Source organism: Halosolutus sp. YCN4 (genome assembly GCF_059736495.1).
Genome location: NZ_JCASSM010000001.1, coordinates 350,217 through 370,687, shown reverse-complemented (window position 1 = coordinate 370,687; position 20,471 = coordinate 350,217). Strand labels below are relative to the sequence as shown.

Below are 20,471 nucleotides of genomic sequence, written 5' to 3'. Positions count from 1 at the left end.
CCACCGACTACGACGACGTGGCGAGGTCGACGAGCGCGTCCAGGGAGTCGATCTCGTGGTCGGGTTCGGCGGTCGTCCACTCCTCGTATCCCCTCGCGTGGTCGCGCCAGAGGTACGCCGAATCGATGCCGGCCGCGTCGGCGGCCTCGACGTCGACCCAGCTATCGCCCACGTACAGCGGGTTCGTCGCGTCCAGGTCCTCGAGCGCCAGTTCGAGGTAGTACGGCGTCGGCTTCTTGCGATCGATCCCCGACAGCGTCGGCTCGCGGCCGTACCAGACCTCGACCCCGAGGTCGAAGTGCTCGAGGATGTTCCCGATCGTCTCGTGCTGGTTGTTGCTGACGATCGCGTTCGTCGACGCGAGCGAGTCGACCGCGTCGACGTCGTCGTACAGGCGTTTCCGGCCGGCCCGGAGCTCCTCGAGTTGGGCCTCGATCGCCGCGCGTTCGCGGGCGGTCCAGAGGTCGTGAGGATCGACGTCGTGCTCGCCGGCCAGCTGACGGAGCGACTCCACGTCCGGCCCCAGCAACGTCTCGACGTGCCCGTCCGATGGCTCGACGATGCCGACCCTCTCGAAGGCGTCGTGGATCGCGTCGACGAGCGCGTCGCGCTCAGTCGGCGTCGTCAGCACGCCGTCATTGTCGAAGACGATCGCATCGTATCGCGTCTGCATACTCGGTGGTGTGCCTAGGGACTGGAGACGTATCCTCGTTGTGCTCGCCGGCACGACCGCACGTCGTCCGGAGGTTCAAGTAGGGAACCGCGGCCAGTAGCCCCGATGCACCGACTGCCCGCGCGAGTCGGCTCGGGACGCGATCGTCACGCGATCGGCAACGGGAGGGGCGATGGGCCATAGAGCGCTCGTCGCCTACCGGCGACCCGACCACCTCTACGACCTGCGGTACAGCCACTGGGGCGGCGAGGACCTCTCGCTCGCCGACGCGATCACCGCCGAGTCGCCGCTTGCCGACGGCGCGGTCGCGCCCGACCTGCTCGCGGACGGGATCGCTCGCGATCGAGTCCTCGCCGACCACCTCGATCCCTGCGTCCACGAGGCGCTGTACGTCGTCGCGCCCGCGAACGACTACGCGGTGACGCCCTACCGCGTCTGCTGGCTCGAGTGGGGCGACGGTCGCGACGGCGGTCGTGGCGCGATCGTCGACGTCGAACCGGGGCCGGCCGATCGCGACTTCCTGACCTGGTTTCGCGCGACCAAGACCGTTCTCGGGGACGTCGTCGAGATGGGGGCGCTCTCGAGACGCGCCGCGCTTGCGTACCTCGAGGCCCGGATCTGCGAAGAACGGGGCGGAACGGTCTACAGCTACGGCGGGTCGATCGACGCGACCGAGTCCGGCGACGAGTCGCGACCGGACCACTGGCCGGACGACGAGCGGCGGTAACGGGCCGCGATCGACCCGGCGAACGGTACAGGGGACCGTATTCACTCCGTCCAGCGAGCGTCGGCCAGCGTCCGCTGGACGACGTCGTTTCCGACCGCCTCGGCCAGCGTCTCGAAGCCCGCGCGTTCGCCTCGATCGGCCGCGTTCGCGACCAGCCGCGAGACGATGAACTCCGGGGTCGACCGCCCGACGGTGTCGAACCGCGGCTGGTAGTCGACCAGCAGTTCGAGGTCCGGGTTCAGCCCCTCCGCGAAGATGCCGTCGACCCGCGCCTCGGGCGGGAGCGGTTCCAGGTCGTCCGCGAGGTGCGTGACGAAGACGCCGAGCGCGTCCCGATCGACCGACAGCGTGACCAGTCCGTGGAGCAGGTCCGCCGCGCTCCCGGGTTCGGTGATCGCCTCGAACTCGTCGACGAGCATCAGGGTGCGCCCGCCGGTCGAGAGCGGCGGGACGATCGATCGGAGCGTCGACTCGAGCACGCCCGCGTTGAAACTCGCGTGCCGGCGGTGGAAGACCAGCGAATCGACGGGGGTCACTTCGGCCCGATCGGCCGGCACCGGCAGCCCCATCGTCGCGAGCAGGACGACCTGGCACAGCGTCTCGAGCAGGGTCGTCTTCCCGCCGCTGTTCGCACCCGTCAGGACCGCGATGCGCTCCTCGCCGGGGGGTGCCTCGATGCTCTCGGGAACCGACGAGACGCCGTGGTCGCCGAGGCCGTAGGTGACGGGCTGGACGGACTCCTCGTCGCGGGCGGCGAGCGTGAGATTGCGCGCGTTGACGACGGAGACGGCCGCCTCGTCCCCCTCGACGAAGGCGGGTCGCGTACAGTCGTACTCGAGCGCGAACCGGGCGAGCGAGAGGTGGAGCGCGATGTCGTCGACGGCCTCGACCGCCCGATCGACGGCGTCGCGGGCTTCGTCGAGCGTCTCCTCGAACTCGCTCGCGACCGTCTCCTCGCGCTCGTCGATCGCCGCGGTGAGGTCCGAGCGGAGCGTCCGCAGGGTCCCGCCGACGAAGTCCGTCGCGTCGGCCGCGTCGGTCGGCATCGCCGCTCTGACCCGGTCGATCGTCACGTCGGCCTCGTTCAGGAGGTGGTCTTCGAAGGCTTCGCGGAACCCCTCGACGTCGCGGACCCCCTCCGATCGCAGGTCCTCGATGAGTTCGAGGGCGTTCGCGTCGATGTCCTCGACCGTGCCGAGCGCGTCGCGGAGTCGATCGAGTTCCTCGTCCGCGCCCTCGCGCACCCGCCCGCGATCGCCGTCGAGTGCGGCGAGCGCGTCCGCGGCCTCGGCGAGGGTCGCCCGCTCGAGGTCGGCGATCGCCGAGAACGGACCGGAGTCGACCCCGGCGTCGAGCAAGGCGAGCGCGGCCTCGACGGCGGCGCGTTCGCTCCCGTCGCGCTCGTCGTAGCGCCCGTAGGCCGCGAGGACGGCCTCCCGATCGGTGTCGTCGAGGGCCGCCCACGCGTCGCGGGCGGCGAGGACGTCGTCGAGTCGGTTCTCCATGTCTTCGCGGCCGGGAAGCGGCGTGAGCACCCGGATTCGATCGGCGGCCCGCTGCGTGACGGCGTGGTCGACCGCCAGGTCCAGCAGGTCCTTGTAGGCCGATCGGGCGTCGCTCGTCGCCAGCACCGCCATCCCGTCGCCGCCGGTCGCCCGGCGGAGGATCCGCGTCGCCCGACCGCGAGCGAGGCCGGCGTCCGAGAGGGCCCGGACGTCCCCGCTCTCGATCGCCTCGATCGCTCGTTCTCGGCCGAGTTCCTCGACCAGCCGTTCCCGCGTCTTCGGGCCGACCCCCCAGTACTCCTCGAGTCGCATACCCGGGGAATTCGCGTCGATCGTCTTGAAACCGTGTCATCGCGCGGTCCGGGCCGTAGACGTGCCCGATCGGCCACGACCCGGCGTGACCGTCCATTTGAGGTCACGGTGGCGCTAGTCGATACGGTTTTTTCGTCAGCTTGCCAAGAACGTGATATGAGCGCAGACAGCACACGGTCGACGCTGGATCACGATCGCCGATCGTTTCGCTACTACCGCAACGCTGTCGAGCGCCACTGGGACCCCCACGAGATCGATCTGGAGCCCGATCGGGAGGCGATCGAGGACGTGCCCGAGGTGGGCTTCGACGGCCTCCGCGAGACGCTCGCACTGTTCGGGGCTGGCGAGGAAGCCGTCACGGAGGACCTCTCCCCGCTCGCGGTCGTCCTGGACGACGTCGCCGACCAGTTGTTCGTCACGACCCAGCTCTACGAGGAGGCCAAACACGCCGACTTCTTCGATCGGTACTGGCGGACCGTGATCAACCCCGAAGAGGAACGGCGCGGCCTCGAACCATCGTCGCCGACCGAGGACCGGTGGTTCAGCGAGCCCTACGACGAACTGTTCGAGCGCAACGAGACGGCGATGCACCGGCTGCTGGTCGAGGACACGCCGGAGAATCGCGCGCTCGCGTACTGTCACTACCACATGACGATCGAGGGGATCCTCGCCCAGACGGGGTACTACGGCGTGCAGGGGAACTTCAGCGGCGACTACGAGGAGTTTCCCCGGCTCCCCGGGCTCGTCGCGAGGGCTTCTCGAGCATTCGGAGCGACGAAGGTCGCCACGTCGGCTTCGGAATGTGGAAACTCAAGACCCTGGTCCGGGACGAGGGGGTCGATCCCGACCTGGTCACGAGCACCGTGGGCGAACTCGCCCAGCTCACCCAGCAGATCGTGGGCAACACCACGGGCGACGACGACGTCGGCATCGAGGAAGCCGAACTCGTGAGCTACGCCGCCGAGAAACACGGCCAGCGGATGGAACAGATCACCGACGCCGACGCGGCGATGCCCGAAGTCGACGAACTCGTCGAACTGGAGCGGTAAGGGTAACCGGCCGAAATCCGCACGGTCGCGGGTGACCGGACAGGTCCCGTCTTCGATCGCGATTTCCGATCGCGGCCGGGCGGCCTAGCACCCACGATCGCGAGAGCGGAGCGATCGCCCCCACGCGTTGCATCGTCCTGATCCGTCTCCGCACGGAAAGGGTGCCGTCCGCCGACGACGCCGCAGGTATGCACAAACGTGGATACATTTCGGAGTGAATAGCGCCCGGGAAAGCACAAACACGGGGATTTTTATCCGCTCGGTGCCCTACGGACGACCATGACTGATGGGCGGGGCGAGACTCCCCGGCGAACAGGGATGACCGAAAAGTGCGGCGTCGTCGGCGTCTCACTGGCCGGTCGAGACGCGGCACGTCCGTTGTACTACGCGCTCTACGCACTCCAGCATCGCGGCCAGGAATCCGCGGGCATCGTCACCCACGACGGCTTCCAGCAGCACAGCCACGTCGAGATGGGGCTCGTGGGCGACGTCTTCGACGAGGCCGACCTCGACGTCCTCAACGGCTCGACCGGAATCGGCCACGTCCGGTATCCGACGGCCGGTTCCGTCGATTCCTCCTGTGCCCAGCCGTTCTCCGTCTCCTTCAAGAGCGGTTCGCTCGGACTCTCGCACAACGGGAACCTCGTGAACGCCGACGAGATCCGCGAGGAACTCGCCGCCGCGGGCCACGCGTTCACCAGCGACGGCGACACCGAGGTCATCGCCCACGACCTCGCGCGAAACCTCCTCGAAGAGGACCTCGTCCGGGCCGTCAAGCGAACGATGGGGCGCATCCACGGTTCCTACGCGCTGACGATCAGCCACGACGATACGATCCTCGGCGTTCGCGACCCGCAGGGCAATCGGCCGCTCTGTATCGGGAAGCTCGACGACGGCTACATCCTCGCCTCCGAATCGGCCGCGATCGACACTCTCGACGGGGACCTCGTCCGGGACGTTCGACCGGGCGAACTGGTCGTCCTGCAGGAAGACGGCCAGGGATTCGACTCCTACCAGCTGGTCGAGAACGAGCACACGGCCCACTGTTTCTTCGAACACGTCTACTTCGCCCGCCCGGACAGCGTCATCGACGAGACGCTGGTCTACGAGGCGCGCCGAAATCTGGGGCGCAAGCTCTGGGAGGAAAGCGGCGTCGAGACCGACGTCGTGATGCCGGTCCCCGACTCCGGTCGCGCGTTCGCCTCGGGCTACGCCGATGCCGCGAGCGAGACGACCCCCGACGGCGACCCCCGCGACCCGGACGACGACGGGGTCGAGTTCGCCGAGGGACTGATGAAGAACCGCTACGTCGGCCGGACGTTCATCATGCCCACCCAGGACGAACGCGAGCGCGCGGTCCGGCTGAAGCTCAACCCGATCAAGTCCACCATCGAGGGCAAGACCGTCACCGTCATCGACGACTCGATCGTCCGCGGAACGACCTCGACCCAGCTCGTCCAGCTCCTCAAAGACTGTGGCGCGGAAGAAGTCCACGTTCGCATCGGCGCGCCGGCGATCGTCGCCCCGTGTTACATGGGCATCGACATGGCCACCCGCGAGGAACTCATCGCGTCGGACAAGTCGACCGCGGAGATCCGCGACGCGATCGACGCCGACAGCCTCGCGTACCTCTCGACCGACGCCGTGGCCGAGGTCCTCGGGAACGACCGAATCGACCTCTGTCTCGGGTGCGTGACGGGGGAGTACCCCTACGACATCGAGGGCGAGGAGACCGATCGGGACGTGACCCGTCCCGACCTCGGCGGCCAGCCGCTCCGGGCGGACGACTGAGACGACCTCCTGTAGTCAGTTCCGGCGCAACCGCGATCCGGGCGGCGGTTGCACCAGTACCTCGGTACGGTAGACCGCCTGATTCTCACGTCGCGACCGCGGGTAGTCGGACTCGTACCGCACCACCCCGTCTCGCGTCGCTACCAGACCCCCGGTACGAGACGGTACGGCGTTCGATCGGCGTACGCCGCGTAGGCGTCCCCGATCGTCTCGTGCAGGGCGCGCTCCTCGACGCGAATCCGGTACCCGTAGCCGAGCAGTCCGGACGCGGTCACGATGGCGATACTCACCCAGTTCCCGATGGCGACGCCGACGCCGATCAGTGCGAGCAAGGCGCCCGTGTACGATGGATGGCGAACGAAGCGGTAGGGTCCCGAGTCGACGACGTCGTCCGCGGGGTCGACCGACACGACGAGCGAGAAGTCGTCCGCGAGGGTCCACACGGCGTACTGGCGGACGACGACCCCGGCGAGGATCATCCCGAGAGCCGTCCAGAACGCGCCGACGGGCGTGGGAACCCGCGGTGCAGGGACCGCCAGGGGGACCAGTGCCGCGGCGAGCACGCCACCGCCGACGGCGATCCCGATCGCGCGTTTCGAACCGCGATCCTGGATCCCCTCCGACGCACGCCGATGGCGCAGGGCGATCGACCAGTCCGCGACGATCCAGATCCCGACCACGACCAGGAAGGCGGCCGTCGACGGCAGTTCTGGTCCAGTCTGGAGCATACCGAATCCCTCTGGACCTGTCGCCATAATTGTTGCTGATCTGTCACTCGGCACCGACCGGTGCGAGCGCGACGCCGATCGTCAGTACACGCCGTGTAACAGCAGGTAGACCACGATCCCCAGCGAGAACGAGATCAGCCACAGGCTCGCCGCGATCCGCCCAATGCGCGCGTGGCTGGTACGGGGGAGGTCCTCGATCGGATACGCGGCGGCGAGCAAGAGCGCGTAGTACACCAGGGGTATGCAGACGATCGCGAGGAGTATGTGGATCGCCAGCACCGGCAGGTAGACGAACTGGTAGACGGCGTCGGGGCCGGGAAACGGCTGCGGGCCGCCGGTCGCGACCAGCCGGTAGAGATAGAACGCGAGAAAGGCCACGAAGAGGCCGAAGGAAGCCACCATGGATTTGCGGTGTCGATCGACGTCGCCGCGCCGGATCGCTCGCCAGCCGATCGCGATCGTGCCGATCGCCGTCGCGCTGATGACGACGTTGACGTGCGGGATCAGGTCGAGCACCCACTCCGGCGCGGTCGGCACCGTCGAGGAGGGGATTCGGCCGCCGGCCGCCGCGAAGACCACTGCGAGCGAGACCACGCTCAGGATCGCGGCGAGGGGACGGACGCGTTCGCGCGGAACGTATTCCATACCCGATCGTTAGAGCGATAAAGGAAATGGGTTACTGTCTCGGAAGTGCCGCCCTCGTCGCGGTGGCGGCGAACGGTGATCGACGGCCGATCGGCTCCCGGAACGGTGCGAAATGAACGGCACGATCGCTGTCGATCGTAGCGTCGGAAGGAATTATGCGTGGGTGATGTCCACGAAGGGAGATCACCTGCATCGTGTGTGGTGGACGTCGTCCACCTATGCGATGCGTGGGACCGGATTTGAACTTCCGTCGTTCCGCTTCGCTCCACGACGACATTCGCGATTGGCGTTGCCAATCGCTCATCGGCGGACCCCTACGGGACAGCACCCGGTTTACGGAGTCTTGCCGCTTTTCGGTAGTAGCGTCGGAAGGAATTATGCGTGGGTGATGTCCACGAAGGGAGATCACCTGCATCGTGTGTGGGTGGACGCCGTCCACCTATGCGATGCGTGGGACCGGATTTGAACCGGCGGACCCCTACGGGACAGCGCCCTCAACGCTGCGCCGTTGGCCTGGCTTGGCTACCCACGCTCGCGTACTCTTTCTGGCTTACTGCACTCGAACGTATCCAGTGTGATTATAAAAGCCCTTTCCTTTGGGTCGGCGCCTGCGGCGAGGTCACACGGGACCGAGCCAAGCGGAGATTTGAAATGCGATAGTTGCCAAACACTAACATGGCCAAGTATTCGACCGGTTCGTCCTCCGGCGGCGGCGGGACGAGCTGTGAACTCTGTGGTACCGAGAGCGACTCGCTGCGCCGCGCACAGGTCGCCGGGGCCGAACTCGAGGTCTGTCCCGACTGTGCGCCCCACGACGACAGCCAGACCGGCGGCCGGGGCGGACAGGGGCGCCAGGGTCAGGGCGGCGGTTCCGGGAGTTCCGGCGGCTCCCGGGACGAGACGAGTCGAAAGAAGAAGGCAGCCCAGAACGTCGCGAAAGCGAACCCGGTCTGGGACGGCGACTCCAAACACTGGGAGAAAGAGGGGACGAACTACGACGACGATCCCCTGCCGTACCTCGTCTCCGACTACGGCGAGGTCCTCGTCGAGGCCCGCCGTGAGGCCGGACTCCAGCGCGAGGAACTCGCCGACGAACTCGGCGCGCGCGAGAAAGACGTCCTCGCGATCGAACAGGGGCGAGCCACCCAGGCGGGCGTCGGCGGCGGCCTGATCGAGGCGCTCGAGGACCGACTCGACGTGGAACTCGCCGAGTAGCCCCGATCGGAGAGCAGACTTTTGGTGGCGGCCCACGGAGTACGCTTCGATGAGTGGGCAACCGGCAGCAGCGGAGCCGTACACCACGCGGTTCGAGACGGAAGTGACCGCCATCGACGGGCGGACGGTCTGGCTCGAGAAGAGTTACTTCTACGGCGAGAGCGGCGGCCAGCCCGCCGATCGCGGGACGATCGGTGACGTCGCGGTCGAGGACGTCCAGTACGTCGACGGCGAACAGGTCCACGTCCTCGCCGAGGAACCGACGTTCAGGACCGGCCAGCGCGTGCTGTGTTCGATCGACTGGTCGTTCCGGATGTACTGCATGCGGGCTCACACGGCCAGTCACGTCCTCTACGGAGCGGGCAGGCGGCTCCTCGACGACCTCGGCTACGGCGGATTCGACATCAGCGACGAGAAGGTCCGGGTCGACCTGGAGACCAGTACCGCGATCGACGACGAGACCCTGATCGAACTGAACGAACTGGTCAACCGCGCCGTCTGGGAGTCCCGGCCCGTCTCGTGGGAGGACGTGCCCGTCGCTGAGGCCCGCGAGCGGGACGAGATCGCGTTCAACGAGGCCACGGAGGAGGGCGCCTTCCAGAAGGGGCGGGTCCGGATCGTCACGATCGGCAGCGAGAACGACAACGGGAACGGCGGACGGCCGAACGGGACCTCGAACGGCGACGCGGGCGAGCCGTGGGACGTCGCCGCCTGCGGCGGCACGCACGTCCGGAACACCCGCGAGGTCGGTCCGGTGACGGTGCTCGACCGATCGAACCCCGGCGAGGGACTGACGCGCGTCGAACTGGCCGTCGGCCCGCGGGCGATCGATCGCCGGACCACCGAAAAGCGGACCGCGTACGACGCGAAGCGGACCCTTGGGGTCGCTATCGAGGACGTGTCAGACGAACTCGATCGGCTCGCCGACGAACGCAACGCCCTCGCCGCGACCCTCGCGGAGCGGGAGCGGGCGCTCGTCGCGGAACGGCTCGCGAACGCCGACCCGGTCGATCGGGACGGCGAGATCTGGCTCACGGCGCGCGTCGGTGATCTTCCAACGGAGACGGTGAGCGACGCGGTCCGCGAACGGGCCGACTCGATCGCCGCGGACGGCGACGAGGCCGAGGCAGAGACGGAGGCCGTCGTCGTCGCCGTCGGCGGGGATCACGACGGGCCCCCGTTCGCCGTCGTCGGCGCGTCCGGGTCACGATCCGCGGCGGCCGTTCTCGACGACCTCACCGGCGAGTTCGGCGGCGGTGGCGGCGGGTCGGAGACGATCGCGCAGGGTGGCGGGTTCGACACAACGGCGGACGAACTGCTCGACGCGCTCGAGTAACGCGCTCCCGAGCGGAACGATCGGCGCGATGGCGCGCCGGTCAGGCATCGCCCGGTACAACCTATTACTGCCGTGCGGTCGAGGGTCGAGTATGGGAATCGATTACTCACAGCTGCGCGACCCGAACGCGGAGTATACGATGCGGGATCTCTCTGCGGAGACGATGCAGGTCACCCGGGAGCGCGGCGGCGGACGAGACGTCGAGATCACGGACGTCCAGACGACGATGGTCGACGGCAACTTCCCCTGGACCCTCGTCCGAATCTACACTGACGCGGGCATCGTCGGGACGGGTGAGGCGTACTGGGGCGCGGGCGCACCCGAACTGATCGAGCGCATGACGCCGTTCCTGCGGGGCGAGAACCCGCTCGACATCGATCGGCTCACGGAACACCTCGTCCAGAAGATGTCCGGCGAGGGCTCGATCGGCGGCGTCACCGTCACCGCCATCTCGGGCATCGAGGTCGCCCTCCACGACCTCGCCGGCAAGATACTCGACCTGCCGGCGTACCAGCTGATGGGCGGGAAGTACCGCGACGAAGTTCGCGTCTACTGCGACTGTCACACCGAGGAGGAAGCCGATCCGATCGCCTGCGCCGAGGAAGCGGAGCGGGTCGTCGAGGAACTCGGCTACGACGCCCTGAAGTTCGACCTGGACGTCCCCTCGGGCCACGAGAAGGATCGTGCGAATCGCCACCTGCGCGAGCCGGAAATCGCCCACAAGGTGAGCATCGTCGAGGCCGTCACCGAGGCCGTCGGCTCGCGGGCCGACGTCGCCTTCGACTGCCACTGGACGTTCTCGGGCGGCAGCGCGAAGCGGCTCGCGAGTGCGCTCGAACCCTATGACGTGTGGTGGCTCGAAGACCCCGTCCCGCCGGAGAACCACGACGTCCAGCGCGAGGTCACCCAGTCGACCAGCACGCCGATCGCCGCCGGCGAGAACGTCTACCGCAAGCACGGCCAGCGTCGACTGATCGAAGGCCAGGCCGTCGACATTATCGCGCCGGACATGCCCAAGGTCGGCGGCATGCGCGAGACGGCGAAGATCGCCGACCTCGCGGACATGTACTACATGCCCGTCGCGATGCACAACGTCTCCTCGCCGGTCGCCACCGTTGCGAGCGCGCACGTCGGCGCGGCGATCCCGAACGCGCTCGCGGTGGAGTACCACTCCTACGAACTCGGCTGGTGGGAGGACCTCGTCGAGGAGGACGTGATCGAGGACGGCTACATCGAGGTGCCCGAAGAACCCGGCCTCGGCGTCACGCTCGACATGGACGCCGTCGCGGAGCACATGGTCGAGGGCGAGGAACTCTTCGACGCGGCGTAAGCCGCCTCGAGTCAGCGAAGCCCCGATTTGCGCCGTTCGACGACGAAGAGCGATCGGCGTCGATCGGTCCAGGGATCCCGTATCGAACCGCAGTCACCGTCGACAGCCGCCGTTCCGGTCGGAAGGGGGGTCATCGTCCCGCTCCAGAATATGTGATGAAATTTTTCACAGGTTATTTGTGCCTCTGAGGCGAACCACGGTGCACGACCGTTCGCGAGACGCTAGTCCCCTGCAAGGGGGACGCACACATCGGGAACGACTCCGCGATACGACCGGAGGAATCCAATGACAATCTGTCGAGAAGCAGTTCATCACAAGCCGAAGAGCAACTACGCCTACGCGTTCGACGAAACGACCGTCCACGTTCGACTGCGGACGAAACGCGGAGACGTCGATCAGTGCCGGCTTCTCCACGGTGACAAGTTCGAGTGGCCGGAGAGCACGGAACTGACGCCGATGGAACGCGTCCACAGCGACGCTCACTACGACTACTGGCAGCTGGCGGTCGATCCGGACAACCGCCGGCTCTGTTACGCGTTCCTCCTCGAAACCGGGGACGAGGCCCTGTGGTACACCGAGTGGGGATTCGAATCGAGAGCCGAGAATGACCTGCCGACGGCCGGGACGGACCGATCGCTCCACTACTTCGAGTACCCGTTTCTCAACCCCGCCGACGTCCACGAGCCGCCGGAGTGGGTGTCCGACGCGGTCTTCTACCAGATCTTTCCGGAGCGGTTCGCCAACGGCGACCCGGAACTCGATCCCGAGTCGGTCGAGGCGTGGGGCGGCCGGCCGACGCGCGAGAGTTTCTTCGGCGGCGACCTGCAGGGGATCATCGACAACCTAGACTACCTCGACGACCTCGGCATCACCGCGCTCTACCTGAACCCGATCTTCGAGTCCTCGTCGAACCACAAGTACAACACGGCCGATTACAAGCGGATCGATCCACACTTCGGCGACGAGGAGACCCTGCGCGAACTGGTCGACGCCGCCCACGACCGCGGCATTCGCGTGATGCTCGACGCCGTGTTCAATCACTGCGGGCGCCGATTCGAACCCTTCCAGGACGTCGTCGAAAACGGCGCCGACTCGCCGTACGCGGACTGGTTCCACGTCCACGAGTTCCCGATCGAGTTCGAGCCCCGCCCGAACTACGACACTTTCGGCTTCGAAGCCTACATGCCGAAGCTGAATACCGGGAACCCCGAGGTCAAGGAGTACCTCTTCGACGTCGCCACCTACTGGACCGAGACGGTCGGTATCGACGGCTGGCGTCTCGACGTGGCCGACGAGGTCGATCACCAGTTCTGGCGGGAACTCCGTCGGGAGGTCAAAGCGGTCAAGCCCGACGCGTACATTCTGGGCGAGATCTGGCACGACTCGCGACCCTGGCTGCGCGGCGATCAGTTCGACGCGGTGATGAACTACCCGTTCACCTACGCCGTATACGACTTCCTCACCAACGAATCGATCGACGGAACCGAGTTCGCCGACAAGATCAGCCGGTTCCTCGTACGCTATCCCGAGCAGGTCAATCGGGTCCTGTTCAACCTGCTCGACAGCCACGACACGCCGCGACTGCTCCGTCGCTGTGACGGCGACAAACGAACGCTTCGGCTGGCGCTGTTGCTGTTGTTCACGTATCGCGGCGCGCCGTGTCTCTACTACGGCGACGAGGTCGGGATGACCGGCGGCGAGGATCCGGACTGTCGGCGGCCGATGGTCTGGGATCGATCGGAACAGGACCGCGAGTTGCGTGCATTCGTCGCCGATCTGATCGAGTTGCGATCGAGCCAGCCCGCGCTTCGGGGCGGCACGCTCCGGTTCGTCGGCGAGGAGTGTCACGGCGATCAGGTGGTCTATCGTCGCATCGCGGACGACGGTGACGAGATTACGGTGGCCATCAACCGCGGCCCAGAACCGGTCGACGTCACCCTCCCGACGGACGCCCGGGATCGCGAACTGCTCTTCCAGGTCGGCGAATCCGATCTGGTGCGGGGCGAGGACCGCCGGGTCACGCTCCCCCCGACGTCGGGCGCGGTCTGGCGGTAATACGGCGTCGCAGTCTCGAGCGACTCGTTTTTTCGGCGACTGTGCTCGATCGAGTTCGGACGATGTCTCGATCCGGGATATCGACCGGCGTTTCGGAGACGATTCACGGAAGACGCGACGGATGGGCGGCAACGACCGCCACTGGGGCGACGGAGCCGACCGTTCCCAGTGTCTTCGTTCGAAACGCGATCGAGAGCGCCCGAAAATCGAACGTGGACAAGCGGGACGGGTTACCCCTCCATGCCGCCGAAGGAGAGCCCGCTCTCGACGTAGCGCTGGGCGAAGAAGTAGATGATCGCGACGGGCATCGCGAACAGGATCGCGAACGCCGCGAACTCGGTCCACGGCGTCTCGTACCGGCCGGCCGTCGCGAGCTGGTACAGCTCCACTGAGAGGGTGTAGTTCTCCGGTCGCAACAACGTCTGGGCGATGATGAACTCGTTCCAGCCGGCGAGCCAGGTGAAGATGAGCACGACCGCGAGTCCCGGTTTCGAGAGCGGGATGATGATCTCGCGGATCGTATCCCAGAGTCCGGCGCCGTCGACCATCGCGGCCTCCTCGTAGGAGACCGGGATGTTGTCCATGTAGGTCTTCAGCAGCCAGATGTTGAACGGGAGTGCCGTGGCGGCGTAGAACACGCCGAGCACGACGAGATTGTTCGTGAGCCCGGCGTTCGAGAACAGCGCGTACAGCGCGATCAGCGCCGCGATCCCGAGCCCGGCGCCGACCTGCGTGAACAGAACGTAGCCGTAGAGGATCTTCTTGCGGCCGAGGAACTCCCGCCGGGAGAGCGCGTACGCGCTCGGAATGATCATCGCCATCCCGACGGTGATGGTGACGGTGACGACGAGGAGGCTGTTGAACAGCGCCCCCGGCCGGCTGAAGTCCCCGAACTCGCCCCGGAACAGGAGATTCGATTCGAAAATCGCCCATCGATACGCGCCGAGACCGAACTCGGCGAGGTCCGGGAAGATCCCGTCCGAGGACATGAGTTGTGCGTTCGCCGCCAGCGATGCCGCGACGATCCAGTAAATCGGGAACAGCAACAGCACGACCATGAGGGTCGCGCCGAGCGTCGCACCGGCGCTTTTGGCGACGTCCGCGGCGGTCCGCTGTCCGGTTCGGACGTCGTAGACCGCGGTCTGCATGGTCCGATAGACCCGTACCGGCGCCAGCGCTGCCGTTCGCAGATCGGTCCGGACCTTGTCGGCGATAGCCTGTGGGAGACTCATCGGTCTTCTCGCACCCCCTCGGCGAGATCACCGTACTTCACCGAGAGCCACATGAACATCCCGATGAAGACGATCGCGGTGACCATGATCGCGGACGCGATGCCGTACTGCTGGAACGAGATCGCCTCGCGGTAGCCGTAGACGAGGATGAGTTCGTTCTGCCGCGCCGGGCCACCCTCGTTGAACACCCACGGCACCAGGAACTGCTGGAACGAGGTCGCCGCGGTCAGGATCGATGCGAACAGGACCGGCCGTCTGATCGCCGGTAGCGTCACGGCCAGGAAGCGATGGAGGAACCCCGCGCCGTCGACTTTCGCCGCGTCGTGGAGTTCCGTCGGGACGTCCTGCAAGGCGCTCACGATGATGATCACCATGAACGGATACGCGAGCCACGCCTCGGTGACGACGTACGCGAAAAACGCCGTCCAGCGGCCGCTCAGCCAGCCGATGGGGACGCTGACGAGCAGAACCTCCGGTGCCGAGATCGACGTCCAGACGACGATCGAGTCGACGACGCCGGCCGCCGATCGGACGACGTCGTTGTAATAGCTCGCGAAGACGTTGAACACGCCGAATCGGGCGCTAGAGAACATCCCTCGCCAGACCGTGATCGTGAAGATCGGCGGAAAGCCCAGCGGGACGATGACCACAGCGCGCATGTGGCGTTTCCCCATCACGCGTGCGTGGTTCAGTACGAGGGCGATCCCGGTCGCGAGGAACACTTTGATGACGAGCGCGACGGCGACGAACAGCCACGTGATACCCATCGACGTCCAGAACTGCGAGTCGCCGAACAACTCGACGTAGTTGTCGAAGCCGATGAGTTCGGAACCGCCGCCGATGATCGTCCCCGCGTGGGTCGCGTCCGTCAGCGAGATGTAGACGAGATAGAAGAGGGGGTACAGCATAAACGCCGAGAACAGCAAAATCCCGGGGAGAACGAGCAGTAACGCCCAGTCACGCCGCTTGAACGGCAACCCATCGACCGCATACGGAAGGCGGTCGTCAGAGCGAAGAAACGACATTGGTATGCGGTTATTCCCACGCGCCGCGGACTCGCTCGGCCGCCTGATCCAGCGCTTCGGCTGGCTCCTGTTCGCCGTTGAAGACGCGTTTGATCGCGTCCTCCGTCGGTTCCCAGACGTCGTCCATCTTCGGGTGGGCCGGCATCGGCATCCCCATCTCGACGACCTCCGCGAACGTCTGGACCGCCGGATCGATTTCGTCGCTCTGTGCGTGTTCGGTGTGGACCGGGATCATCCCGTGACGATCCGCGTTGTTGAGGATGACGTCCTCGGAGGTGGTGTACCACTCGATCCAGTCCACGATCGCGTCGAAGATTTCCTCGTCCGCGTCCGCGAGCGTCGCGCTGAAGTACCACATCTGGACCCCCGTGTACGGGGTGGGCTCGTTACCGTCGACCGTGGGTAGCGTGGTCACGCCGACGTCGACGTTGTCGCGGAAGCCGCCGAGTTGCCACGGGCCGTTGACCGCGAACGGTGCGTTGCCGTCGTTGAACACCGCAGTCTGGGCCTCGTAATCCGGGTCTTCGGCCATGTACGGGAAGATGTAGTCGTTCAGGAACTCGAGCCCTTGCACGGTTTCGTCGCTTGCAACGCCGAGTTCGTCGGCTTCGGCGTCGTAGAGGGTGCCGCCGAAGGTCTGGAGGAAGGGACTGCAGAAGTAGCCGTCGAGATTGTACGAAATCCCGTACGTTCCACGCTGATCGGGGTCGTGGTACTCTTCCATAATCGCGTCCATCTTCTCGGCCGTCTCGGGCGGTTCGTCGACCATGTCCTTGTTGTAGTAGAGGGTGACCGTCTCGGATCCGAACGGAAGCCCGTAGACGCTGTCGTCCCAGGACACCGCCTCCTGGGCACTGGCGCTGAACGCGTCGAGGTCGACGTCGATGTCGTCACCGCCGTCGTAGAGGAACGGCGGGTCGTCTCGGCCGGCGTAGCGACCGACCCAGTCGTGTGCCCACGCCCACGTGTCCGGTCCGTCACCGGCGGGCATAGTCGTCTCGAGCTGGTCGTCCATGTCGCTGACCGCTTCCTGACTGAGTTCGTGGTCCGTCTCCTCCTCGAACTGCTCGATGAATTTTTGGAGGTCCTCTTCCTGCGGTTCGCTCATGTCCGACCAGAGTCGCGGTCCGTCTTCACCGCCGCCCAGGAGGCTTCCGAGACAGCCTGCAAACGCACTGGTCGCTGCGATACCACCAACCCCTTTGAGTAGCCGTCGTCGATCCACTGTCATAGTGAATATGTGATGAATAATGACTTCAGGTATTTAGAAGTTCGGGTGTCGCTCGTTCACGGACGCGTTTCACGGTTTAGAGAACGATACGTGGCAGATTCCCCATCTCTCACCCGGTTACACCGGTGCCGGAGACGAGGGATTCCCCGCCATCAAATAATTTATGACGAAATAATGCACCCTATATTAGACATCTTGGGAAAGAGTTATGTGTGAATTCCACCCAGGACTAACAAATGGCAACCCTTCGAGTCGAAAACCTTCGGAAAGAGTACAACAGAGGGTCGATCGTGGCGGTCGACGGGGTCGATCTCGAGGTGAACGACGGCGAGTTCGTCACCGTCGTCGGGCCATCCGGCTGTGGAAAGACGACCACGCTGCGGATGATCGCTGGGCTCGAAGAACCGACCAGCGGAACGATTCACCTCGGTGGAACCGACGTCACCGACGAGAGTGCCAAGACCCGGGACATTGCGATGGTGTTCCAGAATTACGCGCTGTATCCGCACAAGTCGGTGTACGAGAACATGGAGTTCGGACTCCGGATGAGCACCGATCTCTCGACGCCCGAGCGGGAGGAGAAAGTCCAGTGGGCCGCCGAGATGATGGACATCAGTGAACTCCTGGAAAAGAAGCCCGACGAACTCTCCGGGGGCCAGAAACAGCGCGTCGCGCTCGGGCGGGCGATCGTTCGCGAACCGGAAGTGTTCCTGTTCGACGAACCGCTCAGCAATCTCGACGCGAAGCTTCGGACCTCGATGCGCGCCGAAATCCAGCGGCTACAGGACGAACTCGGGATCACCTCCGTCTACGTGACACACGATCAGGAGGAGGCGATGACGATGGGCGACAAGATCGTTATCCTCAACGGGGGGACCCTCCAGCAGATCGGCGAGCCGAAAGCGGTCTACGACGAACCGGCGAACGAGTTCGTCGCCGGCTTCATCGGTTCGCCCTCGATGAACTTCGTCGACGTCACCGCTCGATCCTCGGGAGAGGCCCTGGTACTGACGGATGGTGCATCGTTCCAGTACACCCTGTCGCCGGAGTACGCGTCCCGCGTCGCGATCGAGGACGGCGACTCCGCGACCCTCGGTATCCGACCCGAGGACGTACACCCGGCCGACGGCGGCGAATCGATCCGGACGACCGTCGAAGTGGTCGAACCCATCGGCAGCGACAACTACCTCTATCTCGACATCTCGGAGAACTTCATCGCCCGGGTGCGAGCGGACTACGAACCGAACGTCGACCAGTCGATCGAGATCACGTTCGACGAATCGAAGCTCAGGCTCTTCGACGTCGAAACCGGCGAGTCGCTGCTCCACTCGAGCAAGGCGATGCCGACGCCCGGAGCCTGAACGGACGGCGATCGGACGGGGGGTCTCGAATTACCCGGTTCGAACATCGCCGTTCGCGGTGACTGACGGCTGTTCTCGCTCGGACGCGAAACGGCGGAAAACGATCGCGACGCTTCTCGTTCCTACTCGTGGCTGACCGCGTAGTCGGCGACGTCGCTCTCGACGAACTCAGTCTGCCCGGTCGTCTCGAGCACGCTCGCCGTCGCGAGCCTGATCGCGTGCGGCCAGCCCAGCGGCGTCGCACTGTCGGGGGTTCCGTCGTCGAACACCTGTTCGGGCAGGTACTCGCCCGATCGGCGAAGCGTGCCGCCGGGCGCGACCAGCGCGAGCAACTCCCGGGCGCGGCGCTCGAACGACTCGCACTCGGTGCGATCGTTCGCGGCGAGCAACTGCCCGAGTTCCGCGGTCGCGTAGCCACCCCAGGCGGTCGTCACCGACCAGATCTTGGCCTCGTCCTGGCTCCGGGTCCGCCAGGGGTCGTCTTCGAAGCGCGCGAGGCCCGCGACCGGCCCGTCCGGATCGCGATAGAGCCCCTCGATCGTCGTCTCGACGTGGGAGACGAGCCGATCGAGTCGGGCGTCGTCGACAGATGCGATCGCGTCGTACTCCCGGTGGGCCGAGGCGAGCGCGAGCGTGCTGCCGTCCAGCCGATCGTCGACGGCGTCGGCGTCGAGGCGAAGCGCGTAGACTCCTCGTTCGGGGACCCAGAGGTCGTCGAGTGCCTCGTAGACAGCGCGGGCGTTCTCCCGTGAGCGGTCGGCGACGTCGTCCGGGACCGGCGCACGTGCGATCGCGGCGTAGGCCTCGAGGTAGGTCGCGGCCGTGTGCGTGAACCGCCCGGTCATGTTCTCCCAGGCGTTCTGGACGCGGCCCGGGAGGCCGTCGGCCGAGAGCGTGGCGTCCATCCCGTCGAGCGCCGCCGTCACCGTCTCTCGGACCCGATCGTCGTCCGGGTCGATCCGGCGGAGGTAGGTCGCGAGAAACGCGGCGACGCTCGCGGTCTGGTCGGCCTGGTAATCCGCGGTGCTCCCGTCCTCGAGTCGGGCGTTCGCCCAGCCCGGGGCGAGTTCGCCGTTGTGCGGCCAGACGCGGTGTGGCCAGGTCCCGTCCGGAAGCTGGGTCTCGCAGTGGAACCGGGCGCTCGCCGCGTGCCAGGACGAGAGGTCCAGTCCCGACGCGCAATCCGCCTCGAGCAGGAACCCGGCGATCTCTCCGTCGTCCCGGAACCAGGTGTAGCCGTAGCCGCCCGAATAGCGGTAGAACGGATCGAACTCGGGACCGGCGATCCGCGCACCGGACGGGGCGCGCAACAGACAGAGCGCGCGCAGGTCCGCGAACCCGTCCTCGATGCCGGTCCCGGAATCGGGGTCCGGGAGCGCGTCCCGGGCCTGTCGCCGGCCGGCCGCGAGTATGGCCTCCCGGTCGTCGTACTCCGTGGCGCCGCTCCGGACGCGATCGAGGGCGTCCGTCCGCTCGCCGCCGTCCGTGAGCAACGTCGCAACGGTCGCACTCGGCGTCCCACCGGTCAGGGGGACGCTCACCCTGGTGATCGGGCTGAGCCTGTCCTCTTCGTAGCGGTCGTCGGCCGCAGATCGGGGAAACTCGATCGGGTCGGACGCGAGCAGTTCCTCGAACCGTTCGGGAACCTGCCCGGTCACGTCGAGGTCGGTCGAGGCGGCGAGGACGTCCCGCTCGCTGTCGTGGTATACCTCGACCGCGTCGTCGTGCTGGAGTTGCCCGATCCGGTTCGCTCGGCCGTCCGGGGCGAACCCGAAACACCCCTCGAGCGTCGGGGGTGAGTCGCCATCGACGGCCGACTCGAGTTCGACGTGCGTCAGGTGGAGTCGATCGATCGTGAGGTCGTACCGGCGACACGTCCGCCCGCCCAGGTCGTGGACGGTTTCGACGATCGCCGTCCCGGGGACGTACCGCTGGTCGCCGTCCGCGAACCAGTCGACCGAACCGTCGCGTTCGAGGCCGAACCGCGATCGCTCGATCCCGGAGAGACCGGAGAGCGGGTAGGAGTAGTCCCTGATCGAGCCGTCGGGGGCGACGTGCACGAGTCGGTCGTCGAGACCGGAGAACAGTCCCGTCGTCGATCGACGTTCGCCGGGGAACAGGTGTGGATCACCCCGAGAACGCTTGAAGTCGTTGAGAGCGCCGTGCAGTTCCATCGTTTCGATTGTTCGCCCCCGGGCCATTAAGCTTTGTTGAAAAATGTATTCCTACTTTTCCGACCCGGCGACAGCCCGCCAC

15 protein-coding genes, 1 tRNA gene and 1 pseudogene are annotated in these 20,471 nt (G+C 66.3%); 8 read left to right on the top strand and 9 right to left on the bottom strand.

Going from position 1 to position 20,471, the window contains the following annotated elements:
- Positions 1-7 precede the first annotated feature (7 nt).
- A complete protein-coding gene (locus AC6I6X_RS01880; RefSeq protein ID WP_497928821.1) occupies positions 8-673 on the bottom strand; it encodes an HAD family hydrolase in 666 nt (221 codons plus the stop codon).
- A gap of 172 nt (positions 674-845) precedes the next feature.
- Here AC6I6X_RS01880 and AC6I6X_RS01875 point away from each other — a divergent pair, with 172 nt between their 5' ends.
- Positions 846-1,400 carry a DUF6735 family protein gene (locus tag AC6I6X_RS01875; RefSeq protein WP_497928820.1) on the top strand — a complete coding sequence of 185 codons (555 nt, stop codon included), beginning with the start codon at positions 846-848 and terminating at the stop codon, positions 1,398-1,400.
- Between the two features lie 41 nt (positions 1,401-1,441).
- On the opposite strand, the gene AC6I6X_RS01870 is transcribed toward AC6I6X_RS01875, so the two are convergent.
- Positions 1,442-3,217 carry a MutS-related protein gene (locus tag AC6I6X_RS01870; protein WP_497928819.1) on the bottom strand — a complete coding sequence of 592 codons (1,776 nt, stop codon included), beginning with the start codon at positions 3,215-3,217 and terminating at the stop codon, positions 1,442-1,444.
- Between the two features lie 156 nt (positions 3,218-3,373).
- Between AC6I6X_RS01870 and AC6I6X_RS01865 the strand changes: the two are divergent.
- Together AC6I6X_RS01865 and purF are read left to right on the top strand one after the other, a co-directional pair.
- Positions 3,374-4,266 (top strand): annotated as a pseudogene (locus AC6I6X_RS01865) (ribonucleotide-diphosphate reductase subunit beta).
- Positions 4,267-4,584: 318 nt separating this feature from the next.
- Entirely contained in the window at positions 4,585-6,057 is a 1,473-nt protein-coding gene (gene purF / locus AC6I6X_RS01860; protein WP_497929633.1) for an amidophosphoribosyltransferase, read from the top strand.
- 140 nt (positions 6,058-6,197) lie between these two features.
- Here the strand turns inward: purF and AC6I6X_RS01855 are convergent, their stop codons facing one another.
- The 3 genes from AC6I6X_RS01855 to AC6I6X_RS01845 form a co-directional block, all read right to left on the bottom strand.
- Entirely contained in the window at positions 6,198-6,785 is a 588-nt protein-coding gene (locus AC6I6X_RS01855) for a methyltransferase family protein (protein ID WP_497928818.1), read from the bottom strand.
- An 81-nt stretch (positions 6,786-6,866) separates the two neighbouring features.
- Positions 6,867-7,430 carry a DUF420 domain-containing protein gene (locus AC6I6X_RS01850; RefSeq protein ID WP_497928817.1) on the bottom strand — a complete coding sequence of 188 codons (564 nt, stop codon included), beginning with the start codon at positions 7,428-7,430 and terminating at the stop codon, positions 6,867-6,869.
- Between the two features lie 447 nt (positions 7,431-7,877).
- Positions 7,878-7,962, bottom strand: a tRNA-Leu gene (locus AC6I6X_RS01845).
- Positions 7,963-8,105: 143 nt separating this feature from the next.
- Here AC6I6X_RS01845 and AC6I6X_RS01840 point away from each other — a divergent pair.
- From AC6I6X_RS01840 to AC6I6X_RS01825, 4 genes are all read left to right on the top strand, one after another.
- Positions 8,106-8,645, top strand: a complete 540-nt coding sequence (locus tag AC6I6X_RS01840; protein ID WP_497928816.1) for a transcriptional regulator — start codon at positions 8,106-8,108, stop codon at positions 8,643-8,645.
- Positions 8,646-8,694: 49 nt separating this feature from the next.
- Positions 8,695-9,981: an alanyl-tRNA editing protein gene (locus tag AC6I6X_RS01835; RefSeq protein WP_497928815.1), complete on the top strand. Its 1,287-nt coding sequence runs from the start codon at positions 8,695-8,697 to the stop codon at positions 9,979-9,981.
- A 91-nt stretch (positions 9,982-10,072) separates the two neighbouring features.
- Positions 10,073-11,311 (top strand): mandelate racemase/muconate lactonizing enzyme family protein, encoded by a 1,239-nt coding sequence (locus tag AC6I6X_RS01830; RefSeq protein ID WP_497928814.1) that lies wholly within the window; start codon positions 10,073-10,075, stop codon positions 11,309-11,311.
- A gap of 285 nt (positions 11,312-11,596) precedes the next feature.
- Positions 11,597-13,366, top strand: a complete 1,770-nt coding sequence (locus AC6I6X_RS01825; RefSeq protein WP_497928813.1) for a glycoside hydrolase family 13 protein — start codon at positions 11,597-11,599, stop codon at positions 13,364-13,366.
- 230 nt (positions 13,367-13,596) lie between these two features.
- Here AC6I6X_RS01825 and AC6I6X_RS01820 read toward each other — a convergent pair whose 3' ends face one another.
- The 3 genes from AC6I6X_RS01820 to AC6I6X_RS01810 are packed head-to-tail and all read right to left on the bottom strand — an operon-like array spanning position 13,597 to position 16,854.
- Positions 13,597-14,598 carry a sugar ABC transporter permease gene (locus AC6I6X_RS01820; RefSeq protein WP_497928812.1) on the bottom strand — a complete coding sequence of 334 codons (1,002 nt, stop codon included), beginning with the start codon at positions 14,596-14,598 and terminating at the stop codon, positions 13,597-13,599.
- Positions 14,595-15,623 (bottom strand): carbohydrate ABC transporter permease, encoded by a 1,029-nt coding sequence (locus tag AC6I6X_RS01815; RefSeq protein WP_497928811.1) that lies wholly within the window; start codon positions 15,621-15,623, stop codon positions 14,595-14,597. Before AC6I6X_RS01815 ends, AC6I6X_RS01820 begins: the two co-directional genes overlap by 4 nt.
- A 10-nt stretch (positions 15,624-15,633) precedes the next feature.
- Positions 15,634-16,854, bottom strand: coding sequence for an extracellular solute-binding protein (locus tag AC6I6X_RS01810; protein ID WP_497928810.1), 1,221 nt, complete (start codon positions 16,852-16,854; stop codon positions 15,634-15,636).
- A gap of 236 nt (positions 16,855-17,090) precedes the next feature.
- Between AC6I6X_RS01810 and AC6I6X_RS01805 the strand changes: the two genes are divergently transcribed.
- On the top strand, positions 17,091-18,215 hold the full coding sequence (locus AC6I6X_RS01805; RefSeq protein WP_497928808.1) for an ABC transporter ATP-binding protein: 1,125 nt from the start codon (positions 17,091-17,093) through the stop codon (positions 18,213-18,215).
- Between the two features lie 122 nt (positions 18,216-18,337).
- Here the strand turns inward: AC6I6X_RS01805 and AC6I6X_RS01800 are convergent, their stop codons facing one another.
- Positions 18,338-20,389: a DUF7997 domain-containing protein gene (locus AC6I6X_RS01800; protein ID WP_497928807.1), complete on the bottom strand. Its 2,052-nt coding sequence runs from the start codon at positions 20,387-20,389 to the stop codon at positions 18,338-18,340.
- Between the last annotated feature and the right edge of the window lie 82 nt (positions 20,390-20,471).